Below are 17892 nucleotides of genomic sequence, written 5' to 3' on the forward strand. Positions count from 1 at the left end.
GTAGGATACAGTTTTGCAATATAAGTAAACAATCATATCAGTTATCACGGCAAAAATTGCAAAATCGGCAAAAACTGCCACGATAACTCCATAAGTGCGCCTTTATTTAAAAATAGTTCCAAAACGGAAATATTCTTAAATGTTGATTGTTGAGAACATGCAAACTGCTAATAGTAAAAGTTTTCTAAAAGCACTATCGTTAAAAATAAGTACGCCTATTTGTGTAGATAAAATTTGAACGTTAGTATGTTGGTAATTCACAAAACAAGAATCACAAGGAGGTGCTTATTATGACTAATCCTTTGCGCGGCATACGAGAAGAAGATATCGTCAAGTACTTTAAAGAGCATAATCTTTCGATTGATAAAACGTATGTATTTACAATGAAATACAACCCTTGGTGGAAAGATTTAATCAAACTATTTTTATTACCTAAATTATTCTATGTAGCGCAAAGCGTTGATGCGCGTATTGTCGCTGCCACTAATAATGAGTTTATTGTTGTTAATCCGAATGCCATTTTAGGCTCGGGTAATCTAGCTAAATTAGACGATAAGCATCTTCGTCGCATTCCGTGGAATCAACTCACTAATTTTGAAGTTATAAATAAGCCAACAACTCAAATAATTCGCTTTACTGTTAATGGTAAAACCGAAGAATGGAGTGTGCCAACGGAAAGTGCTAGCGTATGGCACTTTAATGTGTACAATCTTGATAATTTGAGAAAAACAATACAATCGCACATCTCTTGATAAGCGTATTCCAAAACAAGATACCATATATTGTATGAACACTACTTACGCAATTGTTGATAATGACACGCTTGTATTGCGATATATGCAACTTCTTTTAAAAAGTCGTTTGCCTGAAAACTTTGTTTGTTCATGGATGTGTTCTTCTGCAAAACAAGCTATTCATCGTTGCGTTACAGAAAATACTCCTGACGTACTTTTAGTAGATATGTCAATGAGAGAAATGAGTGGCGTTGATGTAATTAAAGCAATTCGCGAGCGCAATAGCAATATTGTTTTAATTGGCATTACTTCCTACATGCTGGATGAATACGTATTGCAAGTTGCTAAGTCTGGTGGTCAAGCGTTAGTGCATAAAGACAATTTAGCAGACGTAGTTGCAGCCATCCAATCGCGCACAACAAGCTACGGTTGCCCAGAATTGCCACAATATATTGACTATTTTCACACTCCGCAAGAATCATTTAATATGATTTCTCAACTTCCGAAGACTTCAGTTTTGTCTCCTCAAGAATCGGAAATTATGCGCTTGTGCAAACAGGGGTATTCGTCAAAAGAGATTGCAGATCAGCTTAATGTGAAAGTTTCAACAGTAAACACGCATTTACGTCGTATTTATGGAAAACTTCAAGTACGAAGTCGTATGCAGGCGCTTGCCGCGCTCGCAAAATATTCGCATGACATATAACGTATAAGAAATTAACGCGTAAAAGTAGGTAGTTATGAAATTATTAACGCGTATGATCAATTTTTTGCCGCATGATGCCTGGCAGAAAATTGGAATTGGTGTGATCATAAGTTGTACTTTGCTTCTTGAAATTTGTTCCTATAATAATCTTCATTACTACTCTAATTGGCATGCCATTACGGTTGAAATAGTATGGATTGTAATCTGCTTATGTATTGCAATATGGCCTCGTAAAGCATCTTTTATTGTACTTATTTGGATGCCGTTGGTAATTATTGCGCCCAATATCAACTACTCATCTATGATGCTTACCATATTGATTTGTTTGGCAATTGCTGTAATTACTCAACCTTGGTACACCGTGCTTTCTTCTTGCGGAGTATCTTCATGGTTCTTTATTATCTGCGATTTTCAAAACGCTTATGTGTTAGCGTGGTGGCTTCTTATTACTCTTATTTCTAGCGCAATCGTAAAATACTATATTTCTACTATTCACCAACAGCAGGAACAGTTATTTGCACAGCGTTACAACGTTTTTCAAAAATATGCCACTATTGCCGCAATTCGCATGCACGATGAAGTAACTAATGAGCTTTCCAGCATTATGATGATGGCTCAACAATCTATTGAACCTCAAACGACTCATGACCAAGAGCATGAAAATTCGCGAGAGATTCTTCAACGTGCTACTACAACTGTTCATAGAGCACGTAATATTATTTCTCTTCTTGACAATGCTACAACTGCAAGCACTGGCGATGTTATGCAATCGATTACATGTTATAAAGATTTTTGCACAGGATTACGCGTTTTATTTGATGGTGAACAAAAGTCATTTGAAAAGCTTGGCTATATTGGTTCCATTAACTTTAGTAGTAATTTAGCTGCTGAAGATTCGAGATCAGCGCATTTGCCTTTTGAAGAATGTGCTCAAATTGAGTATATTTGCCGAGAACTGCTTGCGAACGTAAAAAAGCATGCTGCAAAGCCTAAAGAATACGCCATGAATGTAATGCTTAATGACCATGAATGTCATATTACGTGTATAAATAGTGCGCAACGAGGTATTCTTGCTAACTTGCAATTAGGATATGGACTGCGTTTTCATAAGATGCTTGTGGAACGCGTTGGTGGAACTTTTAAAGTTATTGAAGATGGCGATTCGTGGATTATTAATGTACATGTTCCGCTTCATGCAGAGAAATAGCCATTGCGCAAGATGCTTATTGTGCTTTCTTGCGCTTCAATCGAGTATTTGGACGCTTTTCGACCGAGTATTTGGACGCGTCTGCTGCGCAGCAGATGCAAGTAGGCGGTTAATTTGCAATACAGAATGCTGTTTCGTTGTTATGTTATACAAAGTTATCATGGCAGTTTTTGCGAATTTTGCAATTTCTGCCACGATAACGCGCGGTTGCGTTGAATATATTGCAAAATAATATAATTTAGATTATTATAATTACGATTATAATAATCGCGATTATATTAGATAGAGCGCAGATTCAGCAGCTATAAGATGCGCTGAAAAATATTGCAATTATTAGCGTAGCGGCAGGTGGAATATGGTTTTTGTTGGCAGACAAGACGAGTTACAAGTACTGGAAAAACTGTATGAAAACAGCAAGCACTCGTTCCAGATGGCAATAGTTTATGGTCGTAGAAGAATAGGAAAAACTTCGCTTATTTCACAATTTTGTAAAAATAAGCGCGCAATACTTTTTACTGCTCGCGAACAAACTAATATTGAGAATTTGCGTGATTTCTCGCGCGCGGTGTACGATTTCTTCAATCTACCGTCAACTACAGGATCGTTTAACAATTGGAACGACGCTCTCGATTTTATTGCACAACAATCTAGCACCGCAAATCAAATTGCTTCTCAATCTCCACTTATTCTAGTTTTCGACGAATTTCCGTATGCAGCTCAAGCAGATAAATCCTTAGCGTCAACATTCCAAGTCGCAATAGATCATAAATTTAAGAACACGAACATGACTCTTATTTTGTGCGGCAGCAACGAAGGATTCATGGAAAGTGAAGTGCTTGGCAAAAAGAGTCCACTTTACGGAAGACGTACCGCACAGATTCGCTTGCAATCATTCAATCTTTTTGAAGCAGCTGAACTTATGCCAAATAATGCTACTTGGGAAGATAAAATCAACTATTTTGCATCTCTTGGAGGAACGCCATACTATATTGAACAGTTAGATAATAAGTTTTCGTTTGCGGAAAATCTTGAGCAGTTATGCTTTAATATTTCGGGAATTTTGTACGCTGAACCAGACATGCTTATGCGCCAGGAATTGCGCGATCCTTCAACGTACAATAGTGTGCTCAATGCTCTTGCAACGGGATGCAACACTCCAACTTTAATATCGGATCGTATTGGATTGCCGGCTACATCAGTGAACGTGTATTTGAAAACATTAGAAGGCCTTGGATTGATTGAAAGAAATATTCCATTCGGTATGAATCCGCTTCATTGCAAAAAAGGATTATGGCAGATTTGCGACCCATTTTTTGCGTATTGGTATAGGTTTGTAGCGCCTAATAAAGGATTGATTGAACGCGGACTTTCACACGCTGCTGCAAGTAGTGTTCTTGGTAGCGAGCATGAAGTGTTTAGCACTTTTGTGGGTCAACAGTTTGAGAAAATGTGCGAACAGTGGATTGTGCACCAATGCAAAATTGGCAGAATGGACTTTTTGCCAACTACGTTAGGTAAATGGTGGGGTGCCGATCCTATTGCGCGCGAACAAACTGATATTGATATTGTTGCGCAAGACGATATTAACAAGCAGCTTCTTATTGCAGAATGTAAGTGGCGTAATAATCTTAACGAAGCTGAAGCAGTGAGCAAGTTGTTGCAGCGAGCAACTTTAGTTGAGAATGCAAAAAATCGCGATTATAAGAAAATATTTATGCTTTTTACAAAGTATCCAACTTCTTACAATCCTCGTCATGCTAAAACAAGCATCAACTTTGTTGACGCGCAAACAATGTTTTTTAACTGATTACGGGACAATAGTTACGAGACTATATTGCGCAGCAATAATCACATGTTATCGTTGCAGAAATTGCAAAATTAGCAAAAACTGCCACGATAACTCGTATAACATAGCGACTGTGCAATTAAAGTTACGCGATACAGTCACGTAATCAGTTAAAAAAATATTGCCTGTTCATCAACCTAGTCGATGCACAGGCAATATTTTCAAAACAACAAAATTTGGCAAATAATCTAAATTATGTTGCTAAACCATTTACTATTTTGCTACGTCAAAAACTACTATACGTTGACCGCCATAAGTTCTGGCATCAAGACAAGTTTGGACAAAGTAAGCAGATTTAGGGAATTGCTTAATATACTCTTTGAATAGGTTTGACAATTTATCAGAGCTGCCGTTACCTTCAAAGTTTTTATAATCCGTAACTTTATAATCTTTGCCGTTTAATTTGACTGGTGTGCCCTTTTGAAGTTTCCTTAATAAAGCTCCTGAAGTGGTTAAACGGTCGGCGACCATATAATGACCGGTATTAACTTGGAACCATTTGTCATTAGGCGTCCAGTGATAAAAAGAATCTTTCACCTGAGACAAACTTTTAGGGTAAGCTTCCCAAATAACAGATTTGGTTTCGCCTAGAGCCTCAAAAGTTCCTTTTTCGCCTTCTACAAAAGCCTCAGGAACTTTCTTTTCTGAAGGTTTTTTGATTGATTTTGAATGTTCTTTAGTTGACTGACGGGTTATTTTCGTAGACGCTGTATTGTTTGCTTTTGTGTTACCGCATGCCGCTAGTCCTACCAACGAGCTGAATAGCACTACAAGACAAAGTAATTTTTTATAAGTCATTTTCCCCATACTTGTCCTTCTTTCTTCATACAGACGTGACTAATAGCTGCTAGGCGCACTTATCAATTTGGATTCCAAACTTGAACGCCAGCTCAGTTCAGCCCAAAAGTTTTTGGCTTAAACGTTAGGATGAGTGATAGCCACTGCTGATTTTTGCATAAAGGGATTAACAAAACCAGTTCATCTCACATAGTGTACCATAAGTGTGGAGGTAGTCTGTGCTACTTTCTAATTTTTCAGTTTTTGTGTATGCGATATTTTGGTTTAATAATTAACTTATATAAATTAAATTGGTTAACTAATTAAATCTAATTAGTTAACCAATCAAACTGCTAAATAGTCAAACAGTAGGCTATACGACTAGAAATCCCAATCATCGTCGTCAGTTTCAACGGACTTGCCCATAATGTAGCTGGAGCCAGAACCGGAGAAGAAGTCGTGATTTTCGTCGGCAGCAGGAGAAAGAGCCGCAAGAATTTCTGGGCTTACGTGAGTTTCTTCTTCGCTGTACTTCGCAGGATAGCCAAGATTCATCAAAGCTTTGTTAGCGTTGTAGCGCACGAAGTCAAAAACGTCATCGTGGAAGTCAAATCCTTCGTAAATCTGACCAGAATACTCAACTTCCAAATCGTACAAAGTATCGAGCAAGTTCATAGTGAACTTTTCAAGATTCTTCTTATCGTTCTCGCTTCTAAGCTCCAAACCGCGCTGGAACTTGTAGCCAGAATAATAGCCATGAATTGCTTTATCGCGCAAAATCAAACGAATCATATCTGCAGTGTTCATCATTTTACCGCGAGAAGCAAAGTAAAGCGGAAGGTAGAAGCCCGCGTAAAGAAGCAACGAAGAAAGCATAGTTGCAGCAATCTTGCGCTTAAGCGGATCTTCGCTCTCGTACTCGCAAAGCACAGTGGTGACGCGCTGCTGCAAAACGTCGTTTCCAACAGCCCAACGGTAAGCCTCATCAATTTCCTCGCTAGAGCAAAGAGTGGAGAAAATAGAGGAGTATGAGCGCGCGTGAATCGACTGCATAAAAGCAATATTCGTGTAAATAGCCTGCTCGTGCTCAGTGCGAGCGTGCTCAATCTGGCAAAGTTCGCCAATAGTTGCCTGGCTGGTATCAAGCAAAGTCAAGCCCGTAAAAACGCGAGTAGTGGTTTTACGCTCAAGGTCGGTGAGGGAACGCCAAGAAGGAATATCGTTGCTCAGCGGAACCTTTTCTGGAAGCCAGAAGTTAGCAATAAGGCGATTCCAAACGTCCAAATCCTTGTCATCAACAATATTGTTCCAATTAACTGGGCGCACGCGCGATCCGTGATGGTAGCGGTACTGAGATGGTGTGATAGAAGCTGCCATCATAGCGTCATCTGCGATTACACGATTTGTGCCGAAAGGCTTATCGAGGCTACTGCGCAGTGCTGTTGGGTCGAGCGCTGTTGGGTCGAGTTCTGTCATTATTACTCCTGATCTTGTGTTTACGTTTTATAAAATTTTTAAGTTTTGATTTAATCTTTAAAGATTTACGTCGCTGCGATTTTTAGCGCTGTGATTTACAGCGTGCAGCTTACGCAACCCTCGATTTCTGTACCTTCCAAAGCCTTCTGGCGAATACGAATGTAGTAAAGAGTCTTAATGCCCTTACGCCACGCATAAATCTGAGCTTTGTTCAAATCGCGAGTAGTAGTAGTGTCTGGGAAGAACAAAGTAAGTGACAATCCCTGATCCACATGCTGAGTTGCTTCAGCATAAGTGTCAATAATTGCCTTCCAACCAATCTCGTAAGCGTCCTTAAAGTACTGCATATTGTCATTCGTCATGTAAGCGGCAGGGTAGTAGACGCGACCAACTTTGCCCTCTTTGCGAATCTCAATGCGTGAAGCAATTGGGTGAATCGAGCTCGTGGAATGGTTGATGTAAGAGATTGAGCCGGTTGGAGGAACAGCTTGCAAATACTCGTTGTAAATTCCGTCGCGCAAAATCTCGTCGCGCAACTGCTCCCAGTCTGAAACAGTTGGAATCGCAACATTAAAACGAGCAAACAAATCGCGAACCGCTTGAGTGCGAGGCTCAAGAGAACGACTTCCATCAGTGTACTTATCGAAGTAGTTGCCTTTGCCTGCAGGCTTAGCGTAAGCGCTAGTCTTAAAGCTTGCAAAAGCGTGGCCGCGCTCTACAGCCAAAGCGTGAGAAGCTTTATAAGCGTGGTAAGCAACAGTCATAAAGTACATGTCTGTAAAGTCAAGAGCTTCTTCGCTTCCGTACTGCATATGCTCGCGAGCAAGGAAACCGTGCAAATTCATTTGACCCAAGCCAATAGCATGACCTTCTTCGTTTCCGCGACGAATCGAAGGAACGGAATCAATAGAAGTATGCTCCGAAACAGAAGTGAGAGCGCGCACAGCCAAATCAACGCTTGCACCCAAATCACCGTCCATTGCCTTAGCGATATTAAGAGAGCCAAGATTGCAAGAAATATCGCGACCAACGTGGCTATAAGACAAGTCGGCATTATAAGTACTTGCTTCTTGAGTTTGCAAAATCTCGGAGCACAAGTTGCTCATAGTAATGCGACCCTCAATAGGATTCGTGCGGTTCACAGTATCCTCAAACAAAATGTAAGGATAGCCGGATTCAAACTGAATTTCTGCAATCGTCATAAAGAATTCGCGAGCGTCGATGTACTTCTTGTGAATGCGAGGATTTGCAACCATCTCATCGTAATGCTCAGTAACAGAAATATCTGCAAAAGGCTTACCATACTCGCGCTCAACGTCGTAAGGGCTAAACAAAGCCATCTTTTCCTTGCGCTTAGCAAGCTCAAAAGTAATATCTGGAATCACAACGCCCAAAGAAAGCGACTTAATACGAATCTTTTCGTCAGCATTCTCGCGCTTAGTGTCGAGGAAACGCATAATATCTGGGTGGTGAGCGCTAATATACACGGCACCAGCACCCTGACGAGCACCAAGCTGATTAGCGTAAGAGAATGAATCTTCCAAAAGCTTCATAACAGGCACAACGCCACTCGACTGATTTTCAATGCGCTTAATAGGAGCGCCAAGTTCGCGCAAATTCGTAAGAAGCAGAGCCACGCCGCCGCCACGCTTAGAAAGTTGCAAAGCAGAATTAATTCCACGCGCAATAGACTCCATGTTATCTTCCAGGCGCACGAGGAAGCAGCTTACAGCCTCGCCGCGCTGTGCTTTACCAAGATTCAAGAACGTTGGTGTAGCTGGTTGGAAGCGACCTGCAAGCATCTCGTCCAAATAGTTGAGAGCTGCTTTTTCGTCGCCGTCTGCGAGTTCCAAAGCGACTGCAGCTGCGCGCTGAGCGAAGTTTTCCAAATACTGCTTGCCGTCGAAAGTCTTCAAAGCGTAAGAAGTGTAGAACTTAAAAGCACCCAAGAATGTGCCAAAAGTGTGGTGAGCGGCTTGCGCGTGCTCGTAGAATTTATCGAGGAACTCGTCGCTGTACTTTCCGAATACGTTGCCGTTGTAGTAATAGTTGTCAATCAGATAGTTCAAGCGCTCGCGAGTGGAAGCAAACTTCATGCTGTGCTCTTGCACGTAACCCGAAACGTAAAGCTTTTCTGCTTCCTGATCTTTATCAAACTGAATGCCCTTTTCTGGGTCAAAAAGACCGAGCATAGCGTTAAGAACGTGGTAGTCGCGGCTGTTGCGAATGCGCTCTGCTGTTGTGCTGGCAGTTGCGCTGGCTGTTGCGCTTGCAGAATCAGTGTGATCAAGATTAAGCGAAGTAGATTCGCTCATCGGATCCGTGCTATTCATGGGGTTTGTTCCTTTCTTCATGCGTTATTTTTGCTTTTTCAAACGCTTTTTGTTTTGTTTCTTTTACTTGTTTTGTTTATTTTGTTTCTTCTGTTTCTTTGAGTTGTTTTAAAAATCTCGGTATGCCCTGCGCTACTTTTTCTATATCTTCTTGAGTTCCCGTGAGCTCAAACGAGTACATATTTGGGATTCCGCACTTTCCTGCAATTTGACCGCCTGCAGCGCAATATGCTTCTCCAAAATTCGTATTTCCGGAAGAAATTACTCCGCGAATAAACGAACGATTTTCGCGATTATTTAAGAATTTGCGAACTTGCATCGGTATTGCTTTTGCAATATTTCCACCGCCGTAAGTTGGAACAATCAAAACATACGGTTCGCGCACGTTTAATTCCGGCTCTTTAGGGCGAAGTGGTATGCGATATACGTTCACGTTATTGCTTGGAAAATCGCAATTTTGCACAAATCTTAACGTGTTTTCGGAAACTGAGGAAAAGTAGACTACAGCTCCGATTGATTCGCCTTGTGCGCGTGATTCAGGCTCGCTTGGTTTTGTGATGCTTTCTTGTTCACACATTTCTTATGCTTCTTTTGCTGTCTCTGCGGAAGTTCCGAGTTTATCTGCAATTTGCGCAATTAAATCTGGACGGTACCCACTCCAGGATGCGTCGGGAGCAATGACTACTGGAGCTTGACGGTATCCTGCATTTCTTAACTGTTCGAGTGATTCAGGGCTTTTTGACAAGTCTACAGTTTCGAAGTTCACGCCAAGTTTTGTGAACTGTCGCTTAGTTGCATCACACTGTGGGCAATGAGGTTTAGTAAACACTGTGATAGTCATTTCAATCTCCTCTGGTGATGGGGAATTTTGCAATTCCTGGTTGTATCGACAAAAGCCAAGTAGTTAGCTTACTCCGAATAAGCACTATTTATAGTGGTGTGTCGACTGCGCAAACACTATATATAGTTATTATTTAAAATAGCTAAAAATAGCGTGTTTGTAAGCGTGTCGTGTTTTATGAAGTGAATATGAGCTTAGTTTTAACGATTAAAAATGTAATTTATTTCACAAAATTTATATTTGAAACTACTTAGCTTGTATATTGTTAAGCCTTGTGCATATCCGCCTATAAAATTATTAAGTGCGTTTCTTGAAGGGGCGTAACGCAAAATAAAAAATTGTGCATTTTGTAGATAATGCAGATTGCTTGGGTGCGCAAAGCATGCGTGCAAATAACAAAACAAGTACAAGATAAGAGGTGTCATTATGACTCAAGCTCAGGCAAATATTGGTGTTGTTGGTTTGGCTGCAATGGGTTCGAATTTAGCGCGTAATCTTGCGCATCATGGAAATACAGTAGCTGTTTATAACCGTCATTATTCGCGCACTGAAACTTTAATGAATGAGCATGGCAGTGAAGGCGCTTTTGTGCCTTCAAAAACTGTTGAAGAATTTGTGGCTTCTCTAAAGCGTCCGCGCACCGCAATAATTATGGTAAAAGCTGGTGCTCCTACGGATGCTGTGATTGAAGAACTTGCGAACGCTATGGAGCCGGGAGATATTATCGTTGACGGCGGAAACTCTTATTTTGAAGATACTATTCGCAGAGAGCGTGACATTCGCGCGCGCAGTCTTCATTACGTTGGTTGCGGTGTTTCTGGCGGCGAAGAAGGTGCTTTGCGTGGTCCTTCGATGATGCCTGGTGGCACTGAGGAATCTTGGAAGACTCTTGGTCCTATTTTGAAGTCTATTGCGGCTGTTGCTGAAGGTGAGCCTTGCGTAACGCATATTGGCACCGACGGTGCTGGCCACTTTGTGAAGATGGTTCACAATGGCATTGAGTACTCGGATATGCAGCTTATTGCCGAAAGCTACGATTTAATGCTTCGCGGCTTGGGCATGAAGTCCGACGAAATTGCGGATGTGTTTAGCGAGTGGAATAAGGGCGAACTTGATTCTTATTTGATTGAGATTACTGCTGATGTGCTTCGCCAGAAGGATGCTAAGACTGGTAAGCCTTTGGTTGAAATGATGGTGGATCATGCTGGCATGAAGGGTACTGGTACTTGGACTGTGCAGTCTGCGCTTTCGCTCGGCATACCTGTTACAGGTATTGCTGAAGCTGTGTTTGCGCGTGGTCTTTCAAGCCAAGTTGCATTGCGTGAAGCTGCTGAAAGCCAAGGTTTGACTGGCCCGGACGTGCATTTTGATTTGAACGATGCTGAGCGTAAGGCGTTTATTGAGGATATTCGCCAAGCTTTGTACGCTTCTAAGATTGTTTCTTATGCTCAGGGCTTCGACGAGATTGCTGCTGCTGCAATTGAGCATGATTGGAAGATTGACCAGGCTGCGGTTGCTCGCATTTGGCGTGGTGGATGCATTATTCGTGCTCAGTTCTTGAACCGCGTTTCCGAGGCTTTTGAGTCTGGTGAAGCAAGTGTTTCTCTGCTTTTTGCACCGTACTTTAAGGCTGCTATTGAGAAGTCTCAAGCTGCTTGGCGTCGTGTTATTGCGCGTGCAGTTGAGCATGGCGTGCCTGTTCCAGCATTCTCTAGTTTGCTTGCGTACTACGATGGCTTGCGTTCAAAGCGTTTGCCGGCTTCGCTTATTCAAGCTCAGCGCGATTTCTTCGGTGCGCACACTTACGGTCGCATTGACGAGCCAGGCGTATTCCACACTTTGTGGGCAGATCCTAATCGCCGAGAAGTAAAGCAAGATTAAAAAATAATATTTAGAGATAACAGACCTTTGCATTATTATGCAGGGGTCTGTTATCTATTGTTCTAAATATTATGCATGTTGCTAGAAAGCTATGAAAGCTACTTAATAGCAGCTTGCAAAGTTTCTGTGGTTGTTAGCCAAGAGATTTCGTCTGTGCCGTTTGCAAAAGACGCAGGATATTCAGGATTATTAGCTTCCGAAAGTGAATTCATTAAAGAAGCGCCCTTTTCTGCTCCGGCAGTCAAGAACCAAGTGCGGCGACTGTGAGCCAGCACAGGAACTGTAAGAGACAATCGCATTGGAGGAAGCTTAGGGGAGTGGTTTACTCCAACAACAATGCGCTCGCGATTGTTGACATGCGGCAATCCTGGGAAAAGTGAAGCCATATGAGCATCCGGACCCATACCGAGGATTGCTAAATCAAACACAGGCTCTTTACCAAGTATGCTCACAATTTCTTCCTCATAGTCGCGTGCTGCAGCATCTAAAATTGCATCATTTTCAGCGTCGCTGGCTGTTGCAATTTCCTCAGCACTACGCTCGTCTGCAGGCATTTCGTGAATATGAGATTCTGCCAAAGCCTTGTTAGAAGTAAGTAAGTTAAGAAACATTTCGCGAGCCTTGCGTGCGTTGCGATCCTCGCTATCATAAGCTACGAAACGCTCATCTGCCCACCAAATATGCACTAAATTCCAATTAATCGCAGGTAAAAGTGGATTGCTAGCAAACATTTGGAACATGCGTATTGAATCTGTGCCACCAGTAAGAAGTAAATGGAATGGTTTATTGAGATTTTGCACATTATTTTGTGACTCCATAATAAGCGTTACTAGGCGTTGAGCTGCAACGGCTGCAAGCACATCGCGATTATCGTATCCGTAAATACTTGCGTTATGTGCAAAAGTAACTTCATTATTTGTCATAGTTGTTCCTTTTATGCAATTAAAAATGTTTCACACGCTGTTTCATACGTTGTTTCACAAGTTGTTTCACGTAATGTTTTACGCATTTTCTGCAGGATTATCTCTAACCAACTGCGCGTAAATTTCGTCAGGATCAATGCGTCGCAATTCTTCACTTAAGCAATCATCCAAAGTGCGAATAGGAAGCGCAATAGGTTGTGCAGCCTGTCCAGGCAAGCTAATCAAAGCTTGATCTCCGCCAGCAGGGCGAGTAAGTGACAATGTGCCATCTTCGCGTTCTAAAGTTACGGAAGTAATAGCTTGAGCTTCGGGATTTTCAACTATTTCTACAGGCACGTGCAAGCTACTCTTCAGCCAAGCTGCAAGTAAATGCAAAGACACGTAATGAGTAGGACCCACAACTTTCGCGCTAAGAATAGGCAAATGTGGAGGTTGATCGAGCATAGAAGCAAGTAAAGCGCGCCAAGGAGTTAAACGCGTCCAAGACAAATCTGCATCTTGCGGAGACCAGTTTTTGCGCAAGTTTTGCACAGTTTTAAGAGTGTCGTCTGCTCGCTGTGCATCAGTAATTCTGCTACTTGCCATAGCTCCAAGCAAATCGTGAGCAGGATCTTCAGGAGCGTTTGTTGGCCACCATGCAACAACCGGCGCATCTGGCACAAGTAGTGGAATAACAAGCGTATCCGGATGACGAACTAAACCGTTGTGCGGATACAAAATAATAATTTCACCAGCTCCAGCATCTGCGCCAAAGCGCACTTGAGCATCAAGATTCGGCACAACCTCACCGCGCTCAGCAGCGTGCTCGCTAGACCAATCTCGAACCATTGCAATAACTCGGCAAGGATGCTCGCGGCTAGCTGTGTTTGCTGCATCAAGTGCATGCTCTAACTCTTTAAGAGTTGTATCAATAAGCAAAGTGAGCACTCGACCAGTAGCGGATTCGCCGCGCTCTTCGTGCAATTCGTCGATTTTTGCTGCAATTTTGCTTGTATTAGTATCAGGAAGGTTGATAATCATGGCAGCCTCCAATGGCGATTATCTCGAGCAAGCATAGCATCAGCTTCTGCTGGACCCCACGTTCCAGCGCGATACGGTTGCGGTTGTGTGCCAAGCGAACTCCAGAATTCCTCAATAGGGTCAAGAATTTTCCAACTTAAATCTACTTCTTGCGTAGTTGGGAATAGCGGTGGTTCGCCAAGAAGTACGTCAAGAATCAAGCGCTCGTAAGCTTCAGGGGAACTTTCAGTAAAAGAGCGTCCGTAACTAAAGTCCATAGAAACGTCTCGAACTTCCATAGCTGTGCCGCCAGGAACTTTCGCACCAAAGCGCATAGTAACGCCCTCGTCTGGCTGCACTCGAATCACAATAGCGTTACTGCCAAGTTCGCGCACAGCAGTAGACTCAAACGGCAAATGCGGAGCGCGCTTAAAAATAACAGCAATTTCCGTAACGCGCTTGCCTAAACGTTTGCCGGTTCGCAAGTAGAACGGAACTCCAGCCCAACGGCGAGTATCAACGTCAAGTCGTACAGCAGCATACGTTTCAGTAGTGCTTTGAGGATCAATGCCTTGTTCTTCCAAGTATCCAACAGCTTTGTAAGAGCCTTGCCATCCTGCTGCATACTGTCCTCGAGCAGTATTGGCAGCCAAGTCTTGAGGTAGTCGGATTGCGGATAGAACTTTCGTTTTTTCAGCAGTCAAATCGCTAGCGCGGAAACTTACAGGCTCTTCCATAGCAGTAAGCGCCATAAGTTGAAGCAAATGGTTCTGAATTACGTCACGAGCAGCACCGATTCCGTCGTAGTATCCGGCTCTTCCGCCAATGCCAATATCTTCAGCCATTGTAATTTGCACGTGATCGACGTAATTCGCGTTCCAAATCGGCTCATACATTGCGTTAGCAAAGCGGAAAGCAAGCAAATTTTGCACAGTTTCCTTGCCCAAATAATGGTCAATTCGGAACACAGAATTAGGATCAAAAACTTCAGAAACAACGCGATCCAACTCTCGTGCGCTCGCTAAATCGTGTCCAAAAGGCTTTTCAATAATTACGCGTCGCCAAGCATGTTCAGAAGAGTGCGAAAGACCTGATGCTGCAAGTTGTTGCGCAACAACCGGGAAGCTGGAAGGCGGAATAGACATGTAAAAAGCGTGATTTCCGCGAGTTCCACGATCCCTATCTAGCTCGTTTACTGTTTTGCTTAAACGCTCAAACGCGGACGCGTCGTCAAAAGTACCGCGCACGAAACGTATGCCTTTAGCGAGATTAATCCAAGTTGACTCACGAAATGGAGTTCTGCAATGCTGCTCAATATTTTCGCGCACAAAGTTTACGAAATGCTCATCCGTCCAATCGCGTCTTGCAAAACCAGTTAAACCAAATCCTGGAGGCAAAAGACCGCGATTAGCTAAATCATATACTGCTGGCATAAGTTTTTTGCGTGCTAAATCGCCAGTAATGCCAAAAATTACTAGGCTGCACGGGCCTGCAATACGAGCTAAACGCAAATCACGCGGATCGCGCAAAGGATTCGTCCAAGTAGATACGCTTTCCCCAGCGTCTTGCGAATCATGTAGTGTCCTCAACTCAGTCATAAATACTATCGTAATATTTCGTAGCTATTTTCACCACGCAAAACGCAATTTATTACGCTTAATAACAGTATTAAAAAGTTTTAGCGCGCTATAACTCTAATTTTCAGCCACCGCACACTGCTAAACGAATCATTTTCGCGTATTGCGGACCGCCGACTGGAGTTAAGTGAACTCCATCGTCAGTCAAATATTCTGAATGACCGTTACTTAAACCATGCCAGTCTATAATGCCAACATTATGGTGAGTTGCTGCGAACTTGCGTAAGCTATCGTTCGTCGCATCCTGCCAAGGTTGCGGAACTCGTGTTGTAACGAAGTAAACAGGTCTACCTTTTGCAACATCAACCATGTGTTGAAGCACACTATCGTCACGAGGAGGACCGTTGGTTCCAAGAGCGAAAATTACCACATCTCCAGCGTGTTTTACAGAAATATCTTTCTCGTATTCATCAGCTCCGTGGAAAATTTGTCTACTCACTTTTCCATCTATATAAGCGTTAGGCATAACTTGCATCAAATATGGTTTAGCGCCTTCAGTAATAGAATCTCCAACCATAGTTAAGTTCACGGAACAAGTGTTGCGTCGTTTGTCGATTCGCGTATGAGTAGTAACAAGATTTCGTGGAACTTTTTCTGCAATAGGGAAGAGAATACGATACTTCGATGGTGTAGGTGGAAGAGACTGTTTTACTACATCCTTTTGCACACCTTTTGGAACTGCTTTTCCTTTTGCTTTTTGCTCAGAATTAGTTTTGTCAAAAGCATTAGGCTTTTTATTTAACAATGAAGATTGCGCTACTTGTGCTGTCAATTCTGGGCGAAGCTGCATTGACCTATGCTTAGCTATATCTTGCCAATTTACTGGCAAGATAATTAACGACACAATAATTATGCAGCACAAAGTTAGTGAAACAGAGCGGATAAGCTTAAATAATTGTTGATCTTTTATTGGCTTTTCAAATAACTGATACAAGCATTCTGCAAGTGCAACTATTACTAGTGCCTGAAAGACTTGCTCGCCTGTAGATACAGCAGTTGTTCTATTTGCTGGGTTGAATAATTCAAGAACAGGGAAGTGAACTAAATAAATTGCAAAAGAGCGTCTGCCGATATAAGCGAGCGGAGCCCATGAAAATATTCTTGAGCAAATATTATCAGTTTGCGTACAAGACCACAGTATTAGTGTGCAAGCGGCTGCTGTTATTGTGTATCCGCCGAAAACAAATACTGAAGATGTGCCTTCTGCATACACGAAGCAGTAGCACAACACAATTGTTGCCAACAGACCAATGCAAGATCTCTGCCATGCATGAAGTGGATTATAAAAAACAGTCTTTGGCTTATTGAATGCGTTATTTGGAAGTTCTTGTATATCTGGAGCTACGCTATTATCTGATAAATCAATTTGTAATCCTTCGCGCAAGTCAGCAGGTATTCCATCTTCAGCAAATACTTTTTCGTTATTTGCGTAGGATTTATCTGATTTTTTCGTTAGTGCTGAATTATCTACACTACTATCTGCATTACTATCTAACTTAACTGATGAAGCTAAGCTGACAGATATGTTCTTTTTGCCAATTAGCAAATGTAATGCATGAATAAGCCACGCGTGGAATGAATGTTTTGCAAACCAAGCGCCGTACATTGCTAACATTGCGCCCATTAAGAATTCTGATGCTCTCGTATCTAGAGAATAGTAGACGCGAGCTGGAGTTGTGTAATTGTCAAATAAGTAGGAAAAAGTAAAAGTAAGAATAGAAGAAAGTATTGCTAAGCCTGCTGTGATATACATGCGTACTAGCTTGCTACGCACGAATTTAATAAGTGCAGCAAGGATAATAGGCCATATAACAAAAGCTTGCATTATAAGTCCGAGATACCAAAGATGTTTGATAGGAGAAGGTAATCCGGACTGTTCAAAATATGAAAGTTTACGAGCAACATACATTATGTTGCTAAAGAATCCGGAGCTTGAAAGAGCATCCGCTTGTAACTTTGGCAGTAGACTTGGTGAAAAAAGCCACATAATTGGTGCTGTTATAGTGATAATTCCAAGTGTCGATGGCCAAATTCTTTTTACGCGCTTTAGTAAATATTCCCAGTAATGCTTGATTCCTTGAGTATTTTTATTATTATCTTCGATATTTTCTGCATTTTTTGCGTTTTTATCTGCGTTTAAATAGCGCAGAACTGATCTCGTGCAAAAATATCCTGCCAATACCAAAAACAGTGTTACTCCAAGGAATCCTCCCGTAAGAAGGCTTGGACGCATATGAAAGCATACAATACCAATAATTGCTAGAGCTCTTAAACCGTCTATTGCTTTATTTCGCTTCGAAACAGTATTTGTAGGTAAAGTAGATGATTGTTTATTTTCAGCTTTTGCGCTATTAATAGTTTTTTCTACGGTAATAGATTTTTCTACTGTATTATTTGCGTTTGATGAAAGATTAGTTGAGTTCGTTTTACTAGCATTTTTTTCTGCAGTAACCTTCTTTGTTTTGAAGGATTGATCTGCTTGTGAAACAGTGGAAGTGTTCACGCATCTCTTTTTTGTCATCTTGCCTACGC

The 17892-nt window shown here is 41.9% G+C and carries 14 protein-coding genes; 5 read left to right on the plus strand and 9 right to left on the minus strand.

The window, feature by feature from the left end; translation table 11 throughout:
* The first annotated feature begins 290 nt into the window (after positions 1-290).
* The 4 genes from AC1EKT_RS03610 (at position 291) to AC1EKT_RS03625 (ending at position 4454) form a co-directional block, all read left to right on the plus strand.
* Positions 291-752 carry a hypothetical protein gene (locus tag AC1EKT_RS03610; RefSeq protein WP_415683232.1) on the plus strand — a complete coding sequence of 154 codons (462 nt, stop codon included), beginning with the start codon at positions 291-293 and terminating at the stop codon, positions 750-752.
* 34 nt (positions 753-786) lie between these two features.
* Positions 787-1440, plus strand: coding sequence for a LuxR C-terminal-related transcriptional regulator (locus tag AC1EKT_RS03615; protein ID WP_481616104.1), 654 nt, complete (start codon positions 787-789; stop codon positions 1438-1440).
* Between the two features lie 34 nt (positions 1441-1474).
* Positions 1475-2647: a sensor histidine kinase gene (locus AC1EKT_RS03620; protein ID WP_481616103.1), complete on the plus strand. Its 1173-nt coding sequence runs from the start codon at positions 1475-1477 to the stop codon at positions 2645-2647.
* Between the two features lie 355 nt (positions 2648-3002).
* Positions 3003-4454 carry an ATP-binding protein gene (locus AC1EKT_RS03625; RefSeq protein ID WP_481616102.1) on the plus strand — a complete coding sequence of 484 codons (1452 nt, stop codon included), beginning with the start codon at positions 3003-3005 and terminating at the stop codon, positions 4452-4454.
* Positions 4455-4706: 252 nt separating this feature from the next.
* Here AC1EKT_RS03625 and AC1EKT_RS03630 read toward each other — a convergent pair whose 3' ends face one another.
* The 5 genes from AC1EKT_RS03630 to nrdH all read right to left on the minus strand — a co-directional run bounded on the left by AC1EKT_RS03630 (position 4707) and on the right by nrdH (position 9920).
* Positions 4707-5300, minus strand: coding sequence for a hypothetical protein (locus tag AC1EKT_RS03630; RefSeq protein ID WP_415683236.1), 594 nt, complete (start codon positions 5298-5300; stop codon positions 4707-4709).
* A gap of 351 nt (positions 5301-5651) precedes the next feature.
* Positions 5652-6746 carry a class 1b ribonucleoside-diphosphate reductase subunit beta gene (gene nrdF, locus AC1EKT_RS03635; RefSeq protein ID WP_415683237.1) on the minus strand — a complete coding sequence of 365 codons (1095 nt, stop codon included), beginning with the start codon at positions 6744-6746 and terminating at the stop codon, positions 5652-5654.
* A gap of 95 nt (positions 6747-6841) precedes the next feature.
* A complete protein-coding gene (gene nrdE, locus AC1EKT_RS03640) occupies positions 6842-9079 on the minus strand; it encodes a class 1b ribonucleoside-diphosphate reductase subunit alpha (RefSeq protein WP_415683238.1) in 2238 nt (745 codons plus the stop codon).
* A 76-nt stretch (positions 9080-9155) separates the two neighbouring features.
* Entirely contained in the window at positions 9156-9656 is a 501-nt protein-coding gene (nrdI, locus tag AC1EKT_RS03645) for a class Ib ribonucleoside-diphosphate reductase assembly flavoprotein NrdI (protein WP_415683239.1), read from the minus strand.
* A gap of 3 nt (positions 9657-9659) precedes the next feature.
* On the minus strand, positions 9660-9920 hold the full coding sequence (gene nrdH / locus AC1EKT_RS03650; RefSeq protein WP_119527179.1) for a glutaredoxin-like protein NrdH: 261 nt from the start codon (positions 9918-9920) through the stop codon (positions 9660-9662).
* A 426-nt stretch (positions 9921-10346) separates the two neighbouring features.
* On the opposite strand from nrdH, the gene gndA reads away from it, so the two are divergent.
* Entirely contained in the window at positions 10347-11801 is a 1455-nt protein-coding gene (gene gndA / locus AC1EKT_RS03655) for an NADP-dependent phosphogluconate dehydrogenase (RefSeq protein WP_481616101.1), read from the plus strand.
* A 98-nt stretch (positions 11802-11899) separates the two neighbouring features.
* Here the strand turns inward: gndA and pgl are convergent, their stop codons facing one another.
* The 4 genes from pgl to AC1EKT_RS03675 all read right to left on the minus strand — a co-directional run bounded on the left by pgl (position 11900) and on the right by AC1EKT_RS03675 (position 17881).
* Positions 11900-12724, minus strand: coding sequence for a 6-phosphogluconolactonase (gene pgl, locus AC1EKT_RS03660; protein WP_480033131.1), 825 nt, complete (start codon positions 12722-12724; stop codon positions 11900-11902).
* A 78-nt stretch (positions 12725-12802) separates the two neighbouring features.
* Positions 12803-13744, minus strand: a complete 942-nt coding sequence (locus AC1EKT_RS03665; protein ID WP_419398861.1) for a glucose-6-phosphate dehydrogenase assembly protein OpcA — start codon at positions 13742-13744, stop codon at positions 12803-12805.
* Positions 13741-15321, minus strand: a complete 1581-nt coding sequence (gene zwf / locus AC1EKT_RS03670; protein ID WP_415683242.1) for a glucose-6-phosphate dehydrogenase — start codon at positions 15319-15321, stop codon at positions 13741-13743. Before zwf ends, AC1EKT_RS03665 begins: the two co-directional genes overlap by 4 nt.
* A gap of 103 nt (positions 15322-15424) precedes the next feature.
* Positions 15425-17881: an acyltransferase family protein gene (locus AC1EKT_RS03675; RefSeq protein ID WP_481616100.1), complete on the minus strand. Its 2457-nt coding sequence runs from the start codon at positions 17879-17881 to the stop codon at positions 15425-15427.
* Positions 17882-17892 lie beyond the last annotated feature (11 nt).

The organism is Bifidobacterium sp. C0047B3, assembly GCF_056590535.1.

Coding starts and splice junctions, on each gene's coding strand:
- AC1EKT_RS03610 (WP_415683232.1), top strand. CDS start 291: ATGACTAATCCTTTGCGCGGCATACGAGAAGAAGATATCGTCAAGTAC.
- AC1EKT_RS03615 (WP_481616104.1), top strand. CDS start 787: ATGAACACTACTTACGCAATTGTTGATAATGACACGCTTGTATTGCGA.
- AC1EKT_RS03620 (WP_481616103.1), top strand. CDS start 1,475: ATGAAATTATTAACGCGTATGATCAATTTTTTGCCGCATGATGCCTGG.
- AC1EKT_RS03625 (WP_481616102.1), top strand. CDS start 3,003: ATGGTTTTTGTTGGCAGACAAGACGAGTTACAAGTACTGGAAAAACTG.
- AC1EKT_RS03630 (WP_415683236.1), bottom strand. CDS start 5,300: ATGGGGAAAATGACTTATAAAAAATTACTTTGTCTTGTAGTGCTATTC.
- nrdF (WP_415683237.1), bottom strand. CDS start 6,746: ATGACAGAACTCGACCCAACAGCGCTCGACCCAACAGCACTGCGCAGT.
- nrdE (WP_415683238.1), bottom strand. CDS start 9,079: ATGAATAGCACGGATCCGATGAGCGAATCTACTTCGCTTAATCTTGAT.
- nrdI (WP_415683239.1), bottom strand. CDS start 9,656: ATGTGTGAACAAGAAAGCATCACAAAACCAAGCGAGCCTGAATCACGC.
- nrdH (WP_119527179.1), bottom strand. CDS start 9,920: ATGACTATCACAGTGTTTACTAAACCTCATTGCCCACAGTGTGATGCA.
- gndA (WP_481616101.1), top strand. CDS start 10,347: ATGACTCAAGCTCAGGCAAATATTGGTGTTGTTGGTTTGGCTGCAATG.
- pgl (WP_480033131.1), bottom strand. CDS start 12,724: ATGACAAATAATGAAGTTACTTTTGCACATAACGCAAGTATTTACGGA.
- AC1EKT_RS03665 (WP_419398861.1), bottom strand. CDS start 13,744: ATGATTATCAACCTTCCTGATACTAATACAAGCAAAATTGCAGCAAAA.
- zwf (WP_415683242.1), bottom strand. CDS start 15,321: ATGACTGAGTTGAGGACACTACATGATTCGCAAGACGCTGGGGAAAGC.
- AC1EKT_RS03675 (WP_481616100.1), bottom strand. CDS start 17,881: ATGACAAAAAAGAGATGCGTGAACACTTCCACTGTTTCACAAGCAGAT.